The 15,050-nt window shown below is 53.7% G+C and carries 13 protein-coding genes; 2 read left to right on the top strand and 11 right to left on the bottom strand.

The genetic code is table 11. The features are described 5' to 3' along the window. Window positions 1–10: 10 nt before the first annotated feature. The 10 genes from ACT53C_RS02415 to ACT53C_RS02370 form a co-directional block, all read right to left on the bottom strand. Window positions 11–1,444 (bottom strand): aminotransferase-like domain-containing protein, encoded by a 1,434-nt coding sequence (locus tag ACT53C_RS02415; RefSeq protein WP_476144653.1) that lies wholly within the window; start codon window positions 1,442–1,444, stop codon window positions 11–13. A gap of 141 nt (window positions 1,445–1,585) precedes the next feature. Further along, the gene (locus ACT53C_RS02410; protein ID WP_476144652.1) at window positions 1,586–1,948 is read right to left on the bottom strand and encodes a hypothetical protein; all 363 of its coding nucleotides are present in this window, start codon (window positions 1,946–1,948) and stop codon (window positions 1,586–1,588) included. Further along, window positions 1,938–4,262: an FdhF/YdeP family oxidoreductase gene (locus ACT53C_RS02405; protein WP_476144651.1), complete on the bottom strand. Its 2,325-nt coding sequence runs from the start codon at window positions 4,260–4,262 to the stop codon at window positions 1,938–1,940. The genes ACT53C_RS02410 and ACT53C_RS02405 overlap by 11 nt, the downstream gene beginning before the upstream one ends. Window positions 4,263–4,597: 335 nt before the next feature. Then, window positions 4,598–5,086: a BLUF domain-containing protein gene (locus ACT53C_RS02400; protein WP_275357828.1), complete on the bottom strand. Its 489-nt coding sequence runs from the start codon at window positions 5,084–5,086 to the stop codon at window positions 4,598–4,600. Between the two features lie 213 nt (window positions 5,087–5,299). Next, window positions 5,300–6,514 carry a DUF2252 family protein gene (locus ACT53C_RS02395; RefSeq protein ID WP_476144650.1) on the bottom strand — a complete coding sequence of 405 codons (1,215 nt, stop codon included), beginning with the start codon at window positions 6,512–6,514 and terminating at the stop codon, window positions 5,300–5,302. An 83-nt stretch (window positions 6,515–6,597) separates the two neighbouring features. After that, on the bottom strand, window positions 6,598–6,777 hold the full coding sequence (locus tag ACT53C_RS02390; RefSeq protein WP_275357824.1) for a hypothetical protein: 180 nt from the start codon (window positions 6,775–6,777) through the stop codon (window positions 6,598–6,600). A gap of 157 nt (window positions 6,778–6,934) precedes the next feature. After that, window positions 6,935–8,689, bottom strand: a complete 1,755-nt coding sequence (locus ACT53C_RS02385) for a putative bifunctional diguanylate cyclase/phosphodiesterase (protein WP_476144648.1) — start codon at window positions 8,687–8,689, stop codon at window positions 6,935–6,937. A gap of 2 nt (window positions 8,690–8,691) precedes the next feature. Beyond that, window positions 8,692–9,135 carry a response regulator gene (locus ACT53C_RS02380; protein WP_476144646.1) on the bottom strand — a complete coding sequence of 148 codons (444 nt, stop codon included), beginning with the start codon at window positions 9,133–9,135 and terminating at the stop codon, window positions 8,692–8,694. Next, window positions 9,107–10,618, bottom strand: coding sequence for a sensor histidine kinase (locus ACT53C_RS02375; protein WP_194748894.1), 1,512 nt, complete (start codon window positions 10,616–10,618; stop codon window positions 9,107–9,109). Before ACT53C_RS02375 ends, ACT53C_RS02380 begins: the two co-directional genes overlap by 29 nt. A gap of 235 nt (window positions 10,619–10,853) precedes the next feature. Beyond that, window positions 10,854–12,746, bottom strand: a complete 1,893-nt coding sequence (locus tag ACT53C_RS02370) for a sensor domain-containing diguanylate cyclase (protein WP_476144645.1) — start codon at window positions 12,744–12,746, stop codon at window positions 10,854–10,856. A 306-nt stretch (window positions 12,747–13,052) separates the two neighbouring features. On the opposite strand from ACT53C_RS02370, the gene ACT53C_RS02365 reads away from it, so the two are divergent. Together ACT53C_RS02365 and ACT53C_RS02360 are read left to right on the top strand one after the other, a co-directional pair. After that, complete coding sequence (locus ACT53C_RS02365) at window positions 13,053–13,319, top strand: hypothetical protein (RefSeq protein ID WP_412008638.1); 267 nt, start codon at window positions 13,053–13,055, stop codon at window positions 13,317–13,319. Window positions 13,320–13,402: 83 nt separating this feature from the next. Then, window positions 13,403–13,960 carry a YgjP-like metallopeptidase domain-containing protein gene (locus ACT53C_RS02360; protein ID WP_476144643.1) on the top strand — a complete coding sequence of 186 codons (558 nt, stop codon included), beginning with the start codon at window positions 13,403–13,405 and terminating at the stop codon, window positions 13,958–13,960. On the opposite strand, the gene ACT53C_RS02355 is transcribed toward ACT53C_RS02360, so the two are convergent. Beyond that, complete coding sequence (locus tag ACT53C_RS02355; RefSeq protein ID WP_476144642.1) at window positions 13,906–15,048, bottom strand: DUF1501 domain-containing protein; 1,143 nt, start codon at window positions 15,046–15,048, stop codon at window positions 13,906–13,908. The two genes, ACT53C_RS02360 and ACT53C_RS02355, sit on opposite strands and share 55 nt — an antisense overlap. Window positions 15,049–15,050: the final 2 nt, after the last annotated feature.

Here is a 15,050-nt window from a genome sequence, read left to right as displayed (position 1 = left end):
TACGGGGTGGTCACTGCGCGGATGAATCGTTGACCAGCATGGCGTTCGCCAGCGCACCCACTTCACGCACGGCCTGTTCAATGGCCAGTGTCCACAAGTGACTGAAATTAAGGCGGATGTAGTGCGTGAATTCTTTTTTGCGCGAGAAGATGGTGCCTGGCGCGACGGTGATGCCGTTATCAATCGCGGCACGGTAAAGGGCAAGCGCATCAATGCTGGGTGGCAGTTTGACCCAGATCACATAACCGCCTTGTGGCACAGACAGCTGTGTGCCCACCGGAAAACTTTGCTCGATCACGTTGCGGATCAGCACGTAGTTGGAGCGCAGGGTGTGGCGCAGTTGTTTGAGGTGCTGCTCAAAGCTGTCGCGCTGCATGAATTTGGCAATGGCAATTTGTGGTGGCGAAGGCAGTGACAGGCTGTTGAGAAACATGAGCCGCTCGACTTCCTGACGGTAGCGTCCGGCCACGGTCCAGCCGACGCGGTAGCCAGGCGCCAGCGATTTGGAGAAGGACGAACAATGCAGCACCATGCCTTGCTGGTCATAGGCTTTGGCCGGCTTGGGCGGCGCGTCACTGAAATAGAGCTCGCTGTACACGTCATCTTCAATCAGCGGGATTTGCTGCGCTGCCAGAAAGCTCACCAGTGCCTGCTTTTTGGCTTCTGGCATGGCAAAGCCAAGCGGATTCTGGAAGTTGGTGGTGAGGATCACGGCGGCAATGCGCACGTTGTTGCTCACGGCCTGCAAGGCGTCGAGGTCTATGCCCGTCAGTGGGTCGGTGCGTAGCTCGGCGACTTTCATGCCCAGGCGTTCGACGGTATGTGCCAATGCATAGTAGCCGGGCGCTTCGAGTGCGATGGTATCGCCCGCTTTAGCCACGGCTTGCAGGCACAGGGTAATCGCCTCGGTTGCGCCGTGGGTAATGACAATATCATCGGGCGATACATCCATGCCATGTGCCAGGTAACGCCGCGCAATCTGCTGGCGTAATAACTCGTTGCCTGGGGGCAAATCACTCAAGACCCCCCATTCGCCCTGGTCATCGGTCAGCGCTTTTTCATACTGGTGGATTTTTTTGAGCGGGAATAGCTGCGGATCAGGAAATGGTGACCCCAGCGGCACTGTGCCAAATTCGCGGATGGATTTAAGCGTAGTGAGGACTAACTTGCTGGCATCGACTTCGGCCAGATTCAGGTCTTTGGCCAGCGGCGAGGCGGCCTTTTGCTGCAGGCGTTTGCGTGGGGTGACGTAATAGCCGGATTGCGGATGGCTGCTGATGACGCCTTCTTGCTCCAGCAATAAATAGGCACGCAACACCGTGCTGATACTCAAGCCATATTGCTGGCTGGCTTGCCGTACCGAGAAGATTTTTTCACCTGGCCGCAAGACGCCTTCGTCTATCATGGCGCGGATGCGGGCGGCGAGCGAGACGTAAAGCTTCATGGATGGCAAGGCTTGCGAGTATCAAGATGTTCACCATTATACGTGAAGCCAGCGGGCGAGGATTTGCCAGAACAACGATACAACAGACTGCGTTTAAACACACTTGCCCTGTTTAAACGCACTTGGGTGAATCAAAAAAGATCAGGCTGTTTGCAAGGCCAGCGCAACCTCAGCCCCAGTGGCAGTCAGACTGGCCACCAGCCGGTCCTTTTGTGCGCATACTTTGACCAGCGCCTGGTCATCGAGCGCAGTTAACAGACGCTGCAGTGTGCTCATGCGCAGCTCGAGACGTTTGCATAGCGCGGCCAGCGGCATGTGGGCGCGGCCCTGGCTGTGTTCCGTATACAGACATTCGAGGATGCTGAGCAGCATGACCGCACTCGGGTCCAGCGGCGTCAGGTTGATTGAACTGTCTTCCCGAGCCTGCGAGTCTTCAACCGCAGAGGGCAGTGACACCTCTGCCTCGAGCATGGACTGTAAGGTGTGGTCACGTTCAAGCAGCATGGGCGACCTCGGGGGCAGTGGTTTTCTCGATGATTACCGGAATCGATTTGGAGGTTGGGGTACGCGAATCGTCGGCTACGCTTTCCAGCGGGACCAGGTTATTGGTTTCCGGGTAATAGCCACTCAGGCAGCCTGCCGGAATATCGTAAGCCACCACCAAAAATTTGTTTGCGCGGCGTGTGATGCCATCCTGCCAGACGCTGATCAGGTTGATCCAGTCACCGGCTTGCAGGCCCTGGCGTGTGATATCGGCCGGATTCATGAAGATGACACGGCGCTCGCCAAAGACGCCACGGTAGCGGTCATCCATGCCATAAATGGTGGTGTTGTACTGGTCATGTGAGCGGGTGGTCATCAGCACAAATAAATGATCGCCATATTGCTCACGGGCCTGATGGATGGGCGAGTTTTTAGGGATGGCTTGCAGGGTGAACTCAGCCTTGCCAGAGGCGGTATTCCAGATGCGCTCGCTAGACGGCACGGGCAGGCGGAAACCGCCTGGGCGTTTGATGCGCTCGTTATAGTCTTTAAACGCCACCGGCAGCGTTTGTTCAATCAGGTCACGGATTTTGCTGTAATCCTCAATCAGCGCCAGCCAGGGGATGCTGCTTCCCTTGAGCGTTGCTGCGGCCAGGCGCGCCACAATCGCTGGCTCTGACAACAAGTGCGGGGAAGCAGGTTTGTTCATGCCATAAGAAATATGCACCATGCTCATGGAGTCTTCCACCGTCACGCCTTGCGGGCCTGTGGCTTGCGTGTCGATTTCGGTGCGACCCAAACAGGGCAGTATCAAGGCCTGTTTGCCATGCACCAGGTGACTGCGGTTGAGCTTGGTGGTGACATGCGCGGTCATCTCGCAATTGCGCATGCCTTGCCAGGTGCGGTCAGTATCTGGCGTGGAGATTGAGAAGTTACCACCGAGGCCAAAAAAGAATTTCACTTTGCCTGCAATCATGGCTTCGATGGCGCCTACCGCATCATAACCTGGCGCTTTGGGGACATTGAGGTCAAACACCTGGTCCAGCCGTTGCAGAAACTCCAGCGGCATTTTTTCATAAATGCCCACCGTGCGATTGCCCTGCACATTGCTATGGCCGCGTACCGGGCATAGGCCTGCGCCTTCCTTGCCGATATTGCCGCGCAACAGCATCAGGTTGACCAGGGTTTTAATGGTGGCGACGCCATGTTTGTGCTGGGTAATGCCCATGCCCCAGGTGGCAATGACGCGATCCCCCGTGGCATAAATGCGGGCAATTTCCTCAATCTGTGCCAAGGGGACGCCGGATTCTTCAACGATGACCTCCCAGCTTTCCTGGCGCGCATCTGCGGCAATCTCGGCAAAGTTGTTGGTGTGTTCGGCAATGAAATCGACATCGACCACGCGCTCGGTGCCATGCAGAATGGCTTCGTCATCCCACTGGATCACGAACTTGATCATGCCTTTGATTAGGGCCAAGTCCCCGCCCAGCTTGGGCTGGATAAACAGGCTGCTGATCTTGCTGCCTTTAAAACTCAGCATGTCAAACGGGCTTTGCGGGTCGGCAAAACGTTCCAGGCCACGCTCTTTGAGCGGGTTGATGGCGACAATGCGTGCGCCGCGTTTAGCCGCTTCACGTAACTCACCCAGCATGCGCGGATGGTTGGTGGCCGGATTCTGGCCAAAAATCAGCAGCGTATCGGCATGCTCAAAGTCATGCAGAGTCACCGAGCCTTTGCCGATGCCCACGGTGGCAGGCAAGGCAATACTGGTGGATTCATGGCACAGGTTGGAGCAATCAGGAAAGTTGTTGGTGCCAAATGCGCGCACAAACAGCTGGTAGAGAAAGGCGGCTTCATTGCTGGCGCGGCCCGAGGTGTAAAACACGGCCTCATCTGGATGATCCAGACCGTTAAGCTGTGTTGCCATCAGCGCAAAGGCCTCGTCCCAGGACACTTCTTCATATTTGTCGGTGACCGCGTTATAACGCATGGGGTGGGTCAGGCGGCCTTCATTTTCCAGGTCGAAGTCGCTCCAGCCCATCAGTTCCGTCACCGTATGTTGGGCAAAAAAAGCCGGCGGGACACGTTTGGCCGTGGCCTCAGCGGCCACCGCCTTCACGCCGTTTTCACAAAACTCAAAGGTAGAGGTGTGTTCTTTGTCCGGCCAGGCACAACCAGGGCAGTCAAAGCCATCGGGCTGGTTTTGTGACAATAGCGTCATCACGCCTTTGACCGGGATTTTTTGCAGCGCCAGTTGGGCGGCCACTTGCTTCAATGCGCCCCAGCCAGCGGCCGGGTGGTGATACGGTTTAATCACAGCTTTGGATTGCGACATAGTTTCCAGTAAGATTGCGTCAGTACGTTTAACAGTGACAACAGGCGAGATTCAACTTGTCTGTCAGTGGGTTGCGCGGATTGCGGATGGTGTTTATCGTAGTCAGGTTGAGGCAACAAAAACAGACACAGAACCGCCCTAATTTTTAGGATACAGTTATTACGGCAGCGATTCTGATTCCTGCAGGGTCAGGCGTGGTTTTCAGACAAAACGCCATTGCTTAGACGCGAATCCGAGCAGCGGTGCGGGGGTGTTTGACCCAGGCAACACCGCCCATGTGGCGACCTATGTTGTGCACGTGAGGTTGAGATGCGCGCGTAGATGAAGCAGCAGACTTAGGCGACGTGCTGATAACGGTATTGTTGGGTATTACGTGTCTGCCAGCGACCCTGTCTAAATGCGTTGATCAGGGTTTTTGCCCGCTCACTGTGCATGCCGTCAAAACCGGGTTGATCCCTATCTAAAAAGTCGGTCAATCCAGTCACATGGGCCAAGTCTTCACGCGTCACATGGCGATACCCCATACTCCAGTCGTTAAAACTGCGCGCATCAATGGGTTCTTCAATCAGCTTCATCACATGATGGTGGCGCTGATCATGCGCGATTTTTTCATAGAGGGCATCGATCACCGCCCGCTCCCCTTCCAGCACTTGAAAGAAACATCCTTCCATATACAGCAGCATGCCGGTGATGTGCAGGTGGCGGTTGTTCTCTCGCGCCATCGCCAGAAGCTGGATCAGCTCCTGGCTAGACATCAGGTGGTCGGCAATGCTGGTATAGCTCAACATCACGAGGTCGTTTTCCTGTATCGGATCATGGTCCATGGCAGTTCCTTGATGAAACAGACAAACACTATGACCCGTTTGCTTGGGCGAAGGTTCTGGGTGGATGGGAGTGCATGCCTGAAGCCACGCAGATAAACTTAAGCACCTCATCCCGGCTCGCCAGCAGACTAAAAAATCTGCGGCCATGACGCATGGCATAAAGCAGGCGGCACCCGTATTCAATCAGCCTTGGGCGTCGCTGATCCTTCAGAATTAAGAGGATTTCTTGAAGGCGGCCTGGTAGGCGCTCACATAGTCCTGCCATTGATGGATGGTCTGATCGGCCACCTGTTTCGCCAGCGTGAGCACGGGGCCTCGCCAGTCGGCGACTTGCGCCCCAAACGCCATCAAGGCTTCGCGGTTGGCGGCGCCCAGATAACCGGCATTGCGCAAATGGGCCCAGGCGGTGAGGGCGGCCATGCTGGCAAAAATATTATCCAGCACGCTGAGTTTGCCATCCCACTGCGTGAGGTCTACCCGGTCTTGCGAGGGTTGCAGCGCTTTGATCAAATAAGACTGTTTGTCTACGCACACGGCTTTGAGAAGGGCGGGCGGCAGGATTTGGGCGCCTGCCTGTATGGTCGCGACGCGTTGAGATTCCAGCATCCAGTCAGGTTGTGTGAGTTTGATTGCTGCGGTGTTCAGGTAAGGGCTTAATGCACTCTGGTTGCTGGCTTTCATGTCTATAAGTGCGCGGCGCTCTGGCCCTTTGCCGTTCACGAGCACGACATAGCGTTCCAGGCCCAGGCTGCCAGTGCCGGCAATGCGGCGCGCAATATCCAGCGGATAAAAGAAGTCTTTTTTATCCTGCACTTGCATGGCCTTCATATATTTTTCCAAAGCGGCTTGTTTTTGCGCTTTGTCCAAGGCCAGCGCACGTTTGCCGTCTATCAGGAGTGTGTCCGGTGCTTTGGCATTGGTCCGGCTTTCGATAAAGGCCTGATTGCTGCGCTTGCTCAAGTCTGACAACAGATGCCTGATCGAGCCACGGGCCGTTTTGCGCTCTACCCATTTGGGTTTGCCTTCTGCCAGTGCCTGCGCGTAGTTCTGCACCATGATGTCAAGCAGTGCAGTGGTTTGTTTGGGTTTGAGCTTGAGTGTGTCCTGGGCGACCAGCAGGCTGGTCAGCAAGCGCGTCAGCTCCCACAGGCAAGGCGCCAGGGCGGCTTCATCAAAATCATTGAGGTCAAAATAGGCCAGGCCGTTTTCGGCTTTGTAGCTGCCAAAGTTTTCCAGATGCAGGTCGCCGCAAATCCAGGCGGCAGGGCTTTTTAGCTTTGCGAGGGCTGGGTGCCATTCTTCATAAAACAAATGGCAGGTGCCGCGCAAAAACACAAACGGGTCTTTGCACATGGCGGCCAGTTTCATTTGCAGACGCTCAGGGTCGCGGCCGGCGTTGTAGTGTTGGATTCTGTCTAAAATAGGCATGGCGGTTCCGGAAAAGGGTACAAAGCGTTTCTGCGCGAGGCTGGTTCTGAAAGGGATGCTAGGGGCTTTCAGCACGCAACGGTTTAAGGCAGGCCGACCAGCTTGAGATATTCCTCCAGCGTCAGCGTCAATCTTTGCAGTGAGGCATTCACCTCATCCAGCGGTTGGTTATCATGTAAATGCAGTTTCTCCAGCAGGCTTTTATGGGCCTCGATGGCTTGCAAGTGCGCTTCGAGCTTGGATGTTTTGAGGTCTTGGGTCATGGCGGATTCTCCATCATCGTCGGGGGAGGTGAACAGGCTTGAGCGCCTGCTGCAATCTATGTATGTCTGGTTCGAGTATCAATCGGATGACTAAGTTTTGTGGCGCCTGCTGAAAATGATGTGTGGATGGCTGGGCGCTTGCCTGATCAATGTTAACTCATCCTGCCTGGTCTGGCTCGCCATACAGTGACAGGTAACGGGCTGGCTGATGCGAGCTTAAAAAATGTTCAAAGTCCTCAGGCGACAAGGGTTTTGCAAACAGGAATCCTTGCAGCTTGTCTGCACCCAGTGCTCGGCACAGGGTGGCTTGTGGCAGGGTTTCTATGCCCTCGACAATGACTTCAAGATCCAGACTTTTGGCCATGACGATCATGGCTTTGAGCAGGCGACAATCCGCCTCATTCTCTGGCACATTTTGCACAAAGCTGCGGTCTATTTTCAGGATAGAGGCAGGCAGGTGTTTCAAATAGGTCATGGACGAGTAGCCTATGCCAAAATCATCCAGTGCCACCTTGAGCCCAAACTGCTTGAGGTGACGGAGTCTTGCCGAGGTTTTGTTAAAGTCAGACACCAGTACACTTTCGGTAACCTCCAGTAACAAACAGCTGCCAGGCAGGTCAATCTGCCTTAAATCACGCTCAATTTCAGTCAGCATGTGTTCATGTTGTAACCATTGCGCGCTGGCATTCACTGCGAGTACGCAGTCCGCGTCAATCAGACCGTTCTGGCGCCAGCGTGCAAACTGTAAGCAGGCCAGTTGCCGGTTTCTGCTGTCGATCTCGGCAAAAAAGCCAAGCTCTTCCACCACATCGATAAAGACCGCCGGTGGCAGCAGACCTTGCGTGGGATGCTGCCAGCGCATGAGCATTTCTGCACCGCACACGGTAAAATCTTGTGCATTCAATACCGGTTGGTAGTACTGCACCAACTGGTTTTGCAGGCGTTGCGAACGCAGTTCGTTCTCTACCATCATGCGATGGATAATCTGCTCTTGCAGTACTTCGCTGAAAAAGTGAAAGCCATTTCGCCCTGCGCGCTTGGCATGATACATCGCCAGGTCGGCACGCTTTAACATGTCTTCTGCCGTGCTTGCGCAGCGCGGAAAGGTGGCAATGCCTATGCTGCAGGTAATAAATTGTTCGGTTTGATTCAGCGCAAAAGGCTCACGCACCTGTTCGAGGATGCGCTGCGATAAGGCGCCGATGGCGGTTTCATTTTCCAGATCGTGCACGATAATGGCAAACTCGTCCCCTCCCAGGCGGCAGACCATGTCGCCTTCTCTGACTACTTCCTGCAGTCGCTGTGCGACTTGCTTCAGCAGGTGATCGCCAGAGTCATGTCCCAGGCTGTCATTGACCAACTTGAAATTATCAATGTCCAGATAAATTAAGCCGAGTTGAACGTTGAGGCGATGCGCACGTTGCATGGCATTGCGCAAATGCTCTTCAAAATAATATCTGTTCGATAATCCGGTCATCGGGTCATTCTCTGCCAGATACTTCAATCGCTTGTGCGTTTCAATCAACTTGTTGTTCAGGGCATGGCGGGCTTGCGCGTGTACCAGCGCTTTGGTCAGGTGTCGCTCAGACAATTCTTTTTTAAGTAAAAAATCCTGGGCCCCGGCGAAGATGCAATTTCTTTCTATGGTCTCGTTATCTTCCATGCCGGTCAGGATCACCACGGCGGCCTGCTTTTCTGTGTGTTGTGTGAGTTGGCTTAACACATCCAGGCATTCCATATCGGGCAGGCGGTAGTCGAGCAGTACGATATCAAAATCGTTTTCTTCATACAGTTTCAAGGCTTTGACGGCGGTATTTGCATGCACAATATCCTTCACCAGTGATGGGTTTTGCAACACCCGCACCACCGCCATGCGGTCCAGTTCATCATCATCTACCAGTAGCAGGCGCATGGTTACTCCTTCGTGGCTGGCAGCTCAACAATGCGCCAATAATGCTCAATTAGCCCCATGACTTCCATAAAGTCGCGGTCCATGTGCTGCTTGAACACATAGCCCGCGACATGTTTGCGGTAGGCCGCGACCAGGTCCTCGTCTGATTTTGACGTCGTCAGCACAAACACCACAGCATGGGTTAATAATGGATCCGTGCGTAACGCTTCCAGAAACTCCAGGCCATTCATGCGCGGCATATTCAGGTCCAGCAGGATAATATAGGGTGCAGGAACCTGGCCCGAACGCAGCAACTCCAGCGCTTCACGGCCATCGCGGGCACGAAACAGGGTGTTCAACAGTCTTAATTTGCGTAATGCGCGCTCCAGCGAGATGGCATCAATGTCGTCATCGTCAACAATCAGTAACGATATTTCCTTATAACGATGTTTGGGCAGGATTTGCACGCATCAACCTTTCTTCTATATTGATCGGCCAGGTGAACGTGATCGCACAGCCGCGCTGACCATCGGAGCGGATGCTAGTACTGCCACCATAGGCTTCGACGATTTTTTTAACCAGTGCCAATCCCATGCCACTCCCTTCCACCTCATCGCGCGGCCTCAAGGTCTGGAACATGATATAAACCCGCTCCTGGTATTCTGGAGAGATACCAGGCCCATCATCAATGACGCTGAACTCATAGTAATGCGGGTTGGCCTGCTGCCATTGCAACTGTATGCTGCCGCGCGTTTGATCGTGGTGTTTGATGGCATTACTAAACAGATTGCGCAGCACCTGTTCCAGCGGGGTGGCCAGCGTATAAAACGTGGGCAAATCGTCTGCCATCTTCAGGCTAAAGCCTGCAGGCGGGGCTTGCATCTCAAAAATGGACTGCGCTACTTTGCCAAGGTCGACCTGGCTGACGCTGCCCTCCAAACGTCCGGCGCGCGAGTAGGCCAGTAAATCATCCAGCAGGCGTTCCATTCTGCGCAACCGTCCGCGCAACAGGGACATGTGTCCACTAATGGCCTCCACTTTGCCCTGGTTGAGATCTTCTTCGATCCAGTGCGAAATTTGGAAAATGCCGCGTAATGGGGACTTGAGGTCGTGGGAGGCCACATAGGCAAAAGTGGCCAATTCTTTATTGCTGCGCTCCAGCTCATCACGATGTTGCGCCAGTTTTTCACTGGCTTTGACACGGGCAGAAATGTCCGTGATGGCTGACAGCACCTTGACGCCGTCATCGGTTTCTATCGGATTGAGCCCGACCTCGACAGGAAACTCACTGCCGTCCTTGCGGCGGCCGTATAAGTCCCGCCCGGTGCCCATCGCGCGCGGACTCAGCTCGGAAAAAAAGAAGGCCCGGTGATGGGCATGCTGATGGCGCAAGCGCTCAGGTAACAACATATCTATGGATTGCCCCAGCAGCTCCTCGCGCGGGTAGCCAAAAATACGTTCTGTTTGCGGATTGACCATTTCGATCAAGCCATTTTTATTCACCATCACCATGGCATTGGGCGCGGCTTCGACGACCTGGCGAAAGCGCGCTTCCATGCGCTTGCGTGCCGAAATGTCGGTAATGGCTGACAAGACTTTGACGCCATCATCGGTTTCAATGGGATTGAGCCCGACCTCGACAGGAAACTCGGTGCCATCCTTGCGGCGGCCATACAAGTCACGTCCGCTACCCATGGCGCGAGGTCTGAGGTCCGAGAAAAAGGCGGCGCGATGATGCGGATGCTGTTGGCGGAAGCGCTCAGGTAACAAAATGTCTATGCTTTGCCCCAGCAACTCTTCTCTGGGGTAGCCAAAAATGAGCTCCGTCTGTGTGTTGACTAGTTCGATCAGGCCGCGACTGTTCACCATCACCATGGCAGTCGGGGCAGCTTCTACTACTTGTCGGAAGCGCAGATTGGCGCGTGCAACGTCTCCACTTTCATCATGCATATCCAATCTCCCATGGTGACTGCATTTATGTTTTTAATCATTGATACTCATTACTCACTTTGGGCATGCGTCATCTGCGTGTCGCGACACCGGTTTTGCTGCAAATCTAAACGTGCAGCGGGCTAAGCTTTGTTTTTGTAATGCGTTAAATTTTACACGCATCTGACGGACTCCGGGATAGTCCAAAAGGGTGACTACCCTTGCGGAGGTGGTTATTTCATGCGGAGCAGGGCTGTCAGGGGGCGTCTGCTTGCGCAACACTGACGGCGTTACGTCCTGACTGTTTGGCGTGATAGAGGGCCGCATCTGCCTTGACCAGCAGCTTTTCCAAGCTGGTGCTGGTATCAGAGGTGGCAGCTAAGCCAATCGAAATTGTCAGATGAAGAGCGCGGTGATTTCCAAGGTGCATTTCGGTGTTGGCTGCAGTCGTTCGCAAGCGCTCAGCGATTTCTATCGCTTGTTCTTTCTGCGTGTCGGGCAACAAGATCGCAAACTCTTCGCCACCGTAGCGGCTGATCAAATCAATATCGCGCAGCTGCGTCTGACATTGCCGGGCAAACGCTTGCAATACAACATCGCCAGCCTGGTGGCCATAGTTGTCATTAATTTTCTTGAAATGATCGATGTCTATCATCAATAAAGCGATGGCGCCGCCACGGCGTTTGAGTCTTGCCAGCGCGATATTGGCCTCTTGGATAAAGTGGCGTCGATTGGGCAATCCGGTTAAAAAGTCTTGATTGGCTTGCTTCTGCAATTTTTCCTGTAGCGCCTTGTACTCAGTAATATCTTGTATTTGTACGACAAAGTGCTGGAGCTGGCCGGCTTCATCTTTAATGGAGGAGTAGGTCAACAATACCCAAAGCGTATGACCTTGGCTATGAAAAAAGCGCTTTTCTACCTGATAGTTATCTCGCTGGCTAGTGAGCAGCGAGTCCAGCAGCAGATGGTCAAGTTGGTGGTCGTCAGGGTGGGTGATCTGCTGGATGGTTTTCTGGCATAACGCCGCTTCATCTTCCCCCAGCATATGGCATAAGGCCCGATTTGCCTGCATAAACCTGCCATCGAGGCCTAGCAAAGCCATGCCGATGGCTGCGGAGTCATAGGTTGAGCGAAACAGTTTTTCGGATTGAAACAGGGCGTGTGAATGTTCAGCCGCCATTCGCGCGTGTTTGCTTTCACGGCGTTGGAATACAAACAACATAGTGAATGTAAAGAGTGCAAAAATACTGAAACAGATGATCTGAATCATGGCATTTTCGTACCAGTATCTAAAAATGCGTTCAAGGTCGCGGCTGACCGCTACCATGAGTGTGCTATGCAGTTTGAGGTCGCCGGGGGCCAGTGTGGTTTGAGCCACCATACGCTGCTGCCGGGTTGAATATAATTGACCACTAAATACGGTCACCGCTTTGCCGCTTTGGATATGCCGGGTAAAAAATGAACCAGGGGTTGCCAGATTTGTGCCCGGCTTGAGCCCGTTATCGGGCACGCTCATGAACAGCACGCCTTTGCTGTGTATCAGGGAACTGCGGCTATCCTGCGTGTATAACACAGAGGCTAGCAGCGGTTTAAAGTATTCGGGATCCAGGATGGCAGTGACAATCCCGGAAAATTCACCTTGCTTGCCAGGAATGATCCGGGTCAGGTTGAGTATATAGTTACCGCTCATGCCGGTGAAAGGAGGGGAAACGTAAAGCCTGTCGGGATCACTAACCCGCCGGGCGGTCTGGTAATAATCACGGTAACTGAAGTTCATGCCGAGATATTCTGGAAAACTAGTGTATATCAGTGTTCCATCGGCATCAAACACGTCAAATCCCCGTATTCCTGGCATGGTGCTCGCCATGGTTGTCAAGCGTTTGGTCGCGACTTGCTGTTGATGTTTCCACTCCGGGATTTCTTGAATAATGGCCAGTAAGGCTTGATTGGCGCCTTGAAACTGGAAGGCCAGGTTTTTTGAAATGACATTGGCTTGCGTAATCAGGCGGTCGCGCTCATTCGCTTCAATCTGTGCGTGTTCCTGATAAATATTTAGGCCCATCAAGCCGCCAAGAATGGCTAGTGCCAGCGCAAGTTCTATCCAGAGCACAACGGTCAGCCGGGTAAATAATTTTTTATGCGTGATCATGCAGTGTTTTACGCTTGAAAAGTTTGCTTGTAGTCGCTAGCGTTCATGTGGCATAGCGACTAGCATACTGGAATATTCACGCGATATCTATATCGACCTTGATCGTCGTTGCCTGCGTTGTATTCTTCTGCAAGTGTTTCGTCAGTCCACCTTATTTGTGTGGCTATCGCGCAAGACTGAGGGAACCCCTCTGACACTGAACTGCCAGCTGAAAAGCAGGTTTTAGTCGGTTAATTAGGAAGCTTTCCTATGGAGGTCTGACTGCTGCTGGCTTAATGTCATGTTTCTTTTTGGCGAGGATAAGCGATGCGAGTTTTGACTATTTCAATCCTGCTGACGAGTGCACTCTACGGGATGAGCGGAAGTCTCCAAGCGGCAGCGAAGGAGGCGGCTACACAAGATGGCAGACCATTTGCAAGCCTGAGTGCTGAGGCCATTTCCAGATTGAGCCCTGCGGAGCAGCAAGCCTACCAAGATTGGCAGCAAGCATTGCAGCCACCGGTGACGCGCTCCACTTATCAGGAAGAAACTGGCCCCAATACCATGGATTTAAGTGCCGATTTTTCGATGTAAATGATCGCCATCTAAATGATCATGTAGTGACGATTTTTTAATTGCACGCATGTCATTTCGTACTTGCCGTTTAAAATGACGGCATGTCTGCTCACCTTATTCAACAGTTTTTGCCGGGTTACCCGCCCCAGTTACGTGCACAAATTGCACAGCTGCATGCTCAGGGCCAGCTAGGCCAGTACCTGCAGCAGCGTTATCCGCAGCCGCATGCTATTCAAAGTGACAAGGCTCTCTACGATTTTTGTCAGTCGCTCAAACAGCGCTATTTGAAAAATGCACCGATGCTAGACAAAGTGTATTTCGATAACAGGCTGACCATAGAAAAGCAAACCTTGGGGCTGAATACCGCTATTTCACGCGTGCAGGGTGGCAAGCTCAAGGCAAAAAAAGAAATCCGTATTTCGGCGTTTTTTAAAACCGCGCCGTTGGCATTTTTACAGATGATTGTGGTGCATGAGCTCGCGCACCTCAAGGAACGTGCGCATGACAAGGCGTTTTATCAGCTTTGTTTGCATATGGAACCCGATTATATGCAGTATGAATTTGATTGCCGGGTGTATTTGCTGTGGGGCGCGCTGCAAAAACTTCAGCTGGAGGCCGGGAATAGCGTGCGTGAGACTTTACCTGGCTCCAATCCGTAGTGTGCGCTTACCAATGCGGTGATCGCACTATCCAGCGCGAGGGTAGGTTGCAAGTCGCGTCCCTGGTACAGCTGGCTGTCCTTGAGGCCGGGCCAGTCTGCGATGACTTTCCCTGCGGCCCATTGGCGGTTGCGTGTGCTGATGGCGGGCAGCGCGCCGCCAAACGCCAGCATGGCGGCACCGGTGCCATGGTCTGTGCCGCCGGTGCCATTGGCCGCTGCGGTGCGGCCAAACTCGGTGGCGACGATGATGAGCGTTTGCTGCCAGTGATCGCCTAAGGCGGTTTGCAGGCTGGCAATCAGTTTGTCCAGGTCTGACAGTTGTTTACTCAGGCGATTGTTTTGTGCACTGTGGGTATCCCAGCCACCGGTTTCCAGCATGGCAATGCGCGGACCGTCCGTGCGGCTTAAAAAGTCACCTACCAGTTTGCCCAAGGCTTCAGGCTGCTGGCTGTTTTGCGGCTGGAAGCCTGCCATATTCTCGACTTGCATGGCGCTTTCCCAGGCGGCGTGCAATTGGGCGTCATTACTATAAAGCTGGCTCACCCTTAACAATAAATCATCGGATGGTTGCGGTAGCTTGGCGCTGGCATAGGCATCTACCTGGTAGCTGCCGCGCAAGGCCAGTGGAATCGTGGGAGAAAACGCAATCGCTTCGTTTTGTGAGGGCGGCAACAACCCCAGCAAGCGGTTAAGCCAGCCATCCCTGAGCTGATAAGCGCGCGTACCACCGCTTTCGAGGACATTCTGCCCGTCAAAATGCGAGCGTTCGCGGTAGGCAGAGGCGACGGCATGCACAAACAGCGCCTGTTGTTGCTGGTAAAGCCTGGTGGCGGTGGCCAGTGACGGGTGTAGCGCAAACAAGCTGTCCAGCCGCGAGTCGGCGATCTCTTCAATCGCCAGTGCGCCGCGTAACCGCTGGTAATCAGGGTCTGCATACGGAATCACGGTATTGAGGCCATCTGCCGCTCCGCGCTGGATGATAAAAATAAAGCGTTGTTCAGTGGCTGCTGCAGCAAAGCTCAGGGTGGGTAGGCAGAAGGCGGCCAGACCAGCGCCGCATAATTTCACAAACTGTCTGCGATGCATGG

It is taken from the genome of Methylophilus sp. DMC14 (genome assembly GCF_056314085.1).
The sequence above is the reverse complement of the archived record's forward strand: the minus strand, read 5'-3'. Positions and strand labels throughout refer to the sequence as shown.

What these genes read in the sequence shown, in the direction of transcription:
- ACT53C_RS02355 (WP_476144642.1), bottom strand. Translation starts at nt 15,048, where the DNA reads ATGCATCGCAGACAGTTTGTGAAATTATGCGGCGCTGGTCTGGCCGCC.
- ACT53C_RS02405 (WP_476144651.1), bottom strand. Translation starts at nt 4,262, where the DNA reads ATGTCGCAATCCAAAGCTGTGATTAAACCGTATCACCACCCGGCCGCT.
- ACT53C_RS02390 (WP_275357824.1), bottom strand. Translation starts at nt 6,777, where the DNA reads ATGACCCAAGACCTCAAAACATCCAAGCTCGAAGCGCACTTGCAAGCC.
- ACT53C_RS02365 (WP_412008638.1), top strand. Translation starts at nt 13,053, where the DNA reads ATGCGAGTTTTGACTATTTCAATCCTGCTGACGAGTGCACTCTACGGG.
- ACT53C_RS02395 (WP_476144650.1), bottom strand. Translation starts at nt 6,514, where the DNA reads ATGCCTATTTTAGACAGAATCCAACACTACAACGCCGGCCGCGACCCT.
- ACT53C_RS02375 (WP_194748894.1), bottom strand. Translation starts at nt 10,618, where the DNA reads ATGCATGATGAAAGTGGAGACGTTGCACGCGCCAATCTGCGCTTCCGA.
- ACT53C_RS02410 (WP_476144652.1), bottom strand. Translation starts at nt 1,948, where the DNA reads ATGCTGCTTGAACGTGACCACACCTTACAGTCCATGCTCGAGGCAGAG.
- ACT53C_RS02360 (WP_476144643.1), top strand. Translation starts at nt 13,403, where the DNA reads ATGTCTGCTCACCTTATTCAACAGTTTTTGCCGGGTTACCCGCCCCAG.
- ACT53C_RS02415 (WP_476144653.1), bottom strand. Translation starts at nt 1,444, where the DNA reads ATGAAGCTTTACGTCTCGCTCGCCGCCCGCATCCGCGCCATGATAGAC.
- ACT53C_RS02400 (WP_275357828.1), bottom strand. Translation starts at nt 5,086, where the DNA reads ATGGACCATGATCCGATACAGGAAAACGACCTCGTGATGTTGAGCTAT.
- ACT53C_RS02370 (WP_476144645.1), bottom strand. Translation starts at nt 12,746, where the DNA reads ATGATCACGCATAAAAAATTATTTACCCGGCTGACCGTTGTGCTCTGG.
- ACT53C_RS02385 (WP_476144648.1), bottom strand. Translation starts at nt 8,689, where the DNA reads ATGCGCCTGCTACTGGTAGATGATGATGAACTGGACCGCATGGCGGTG.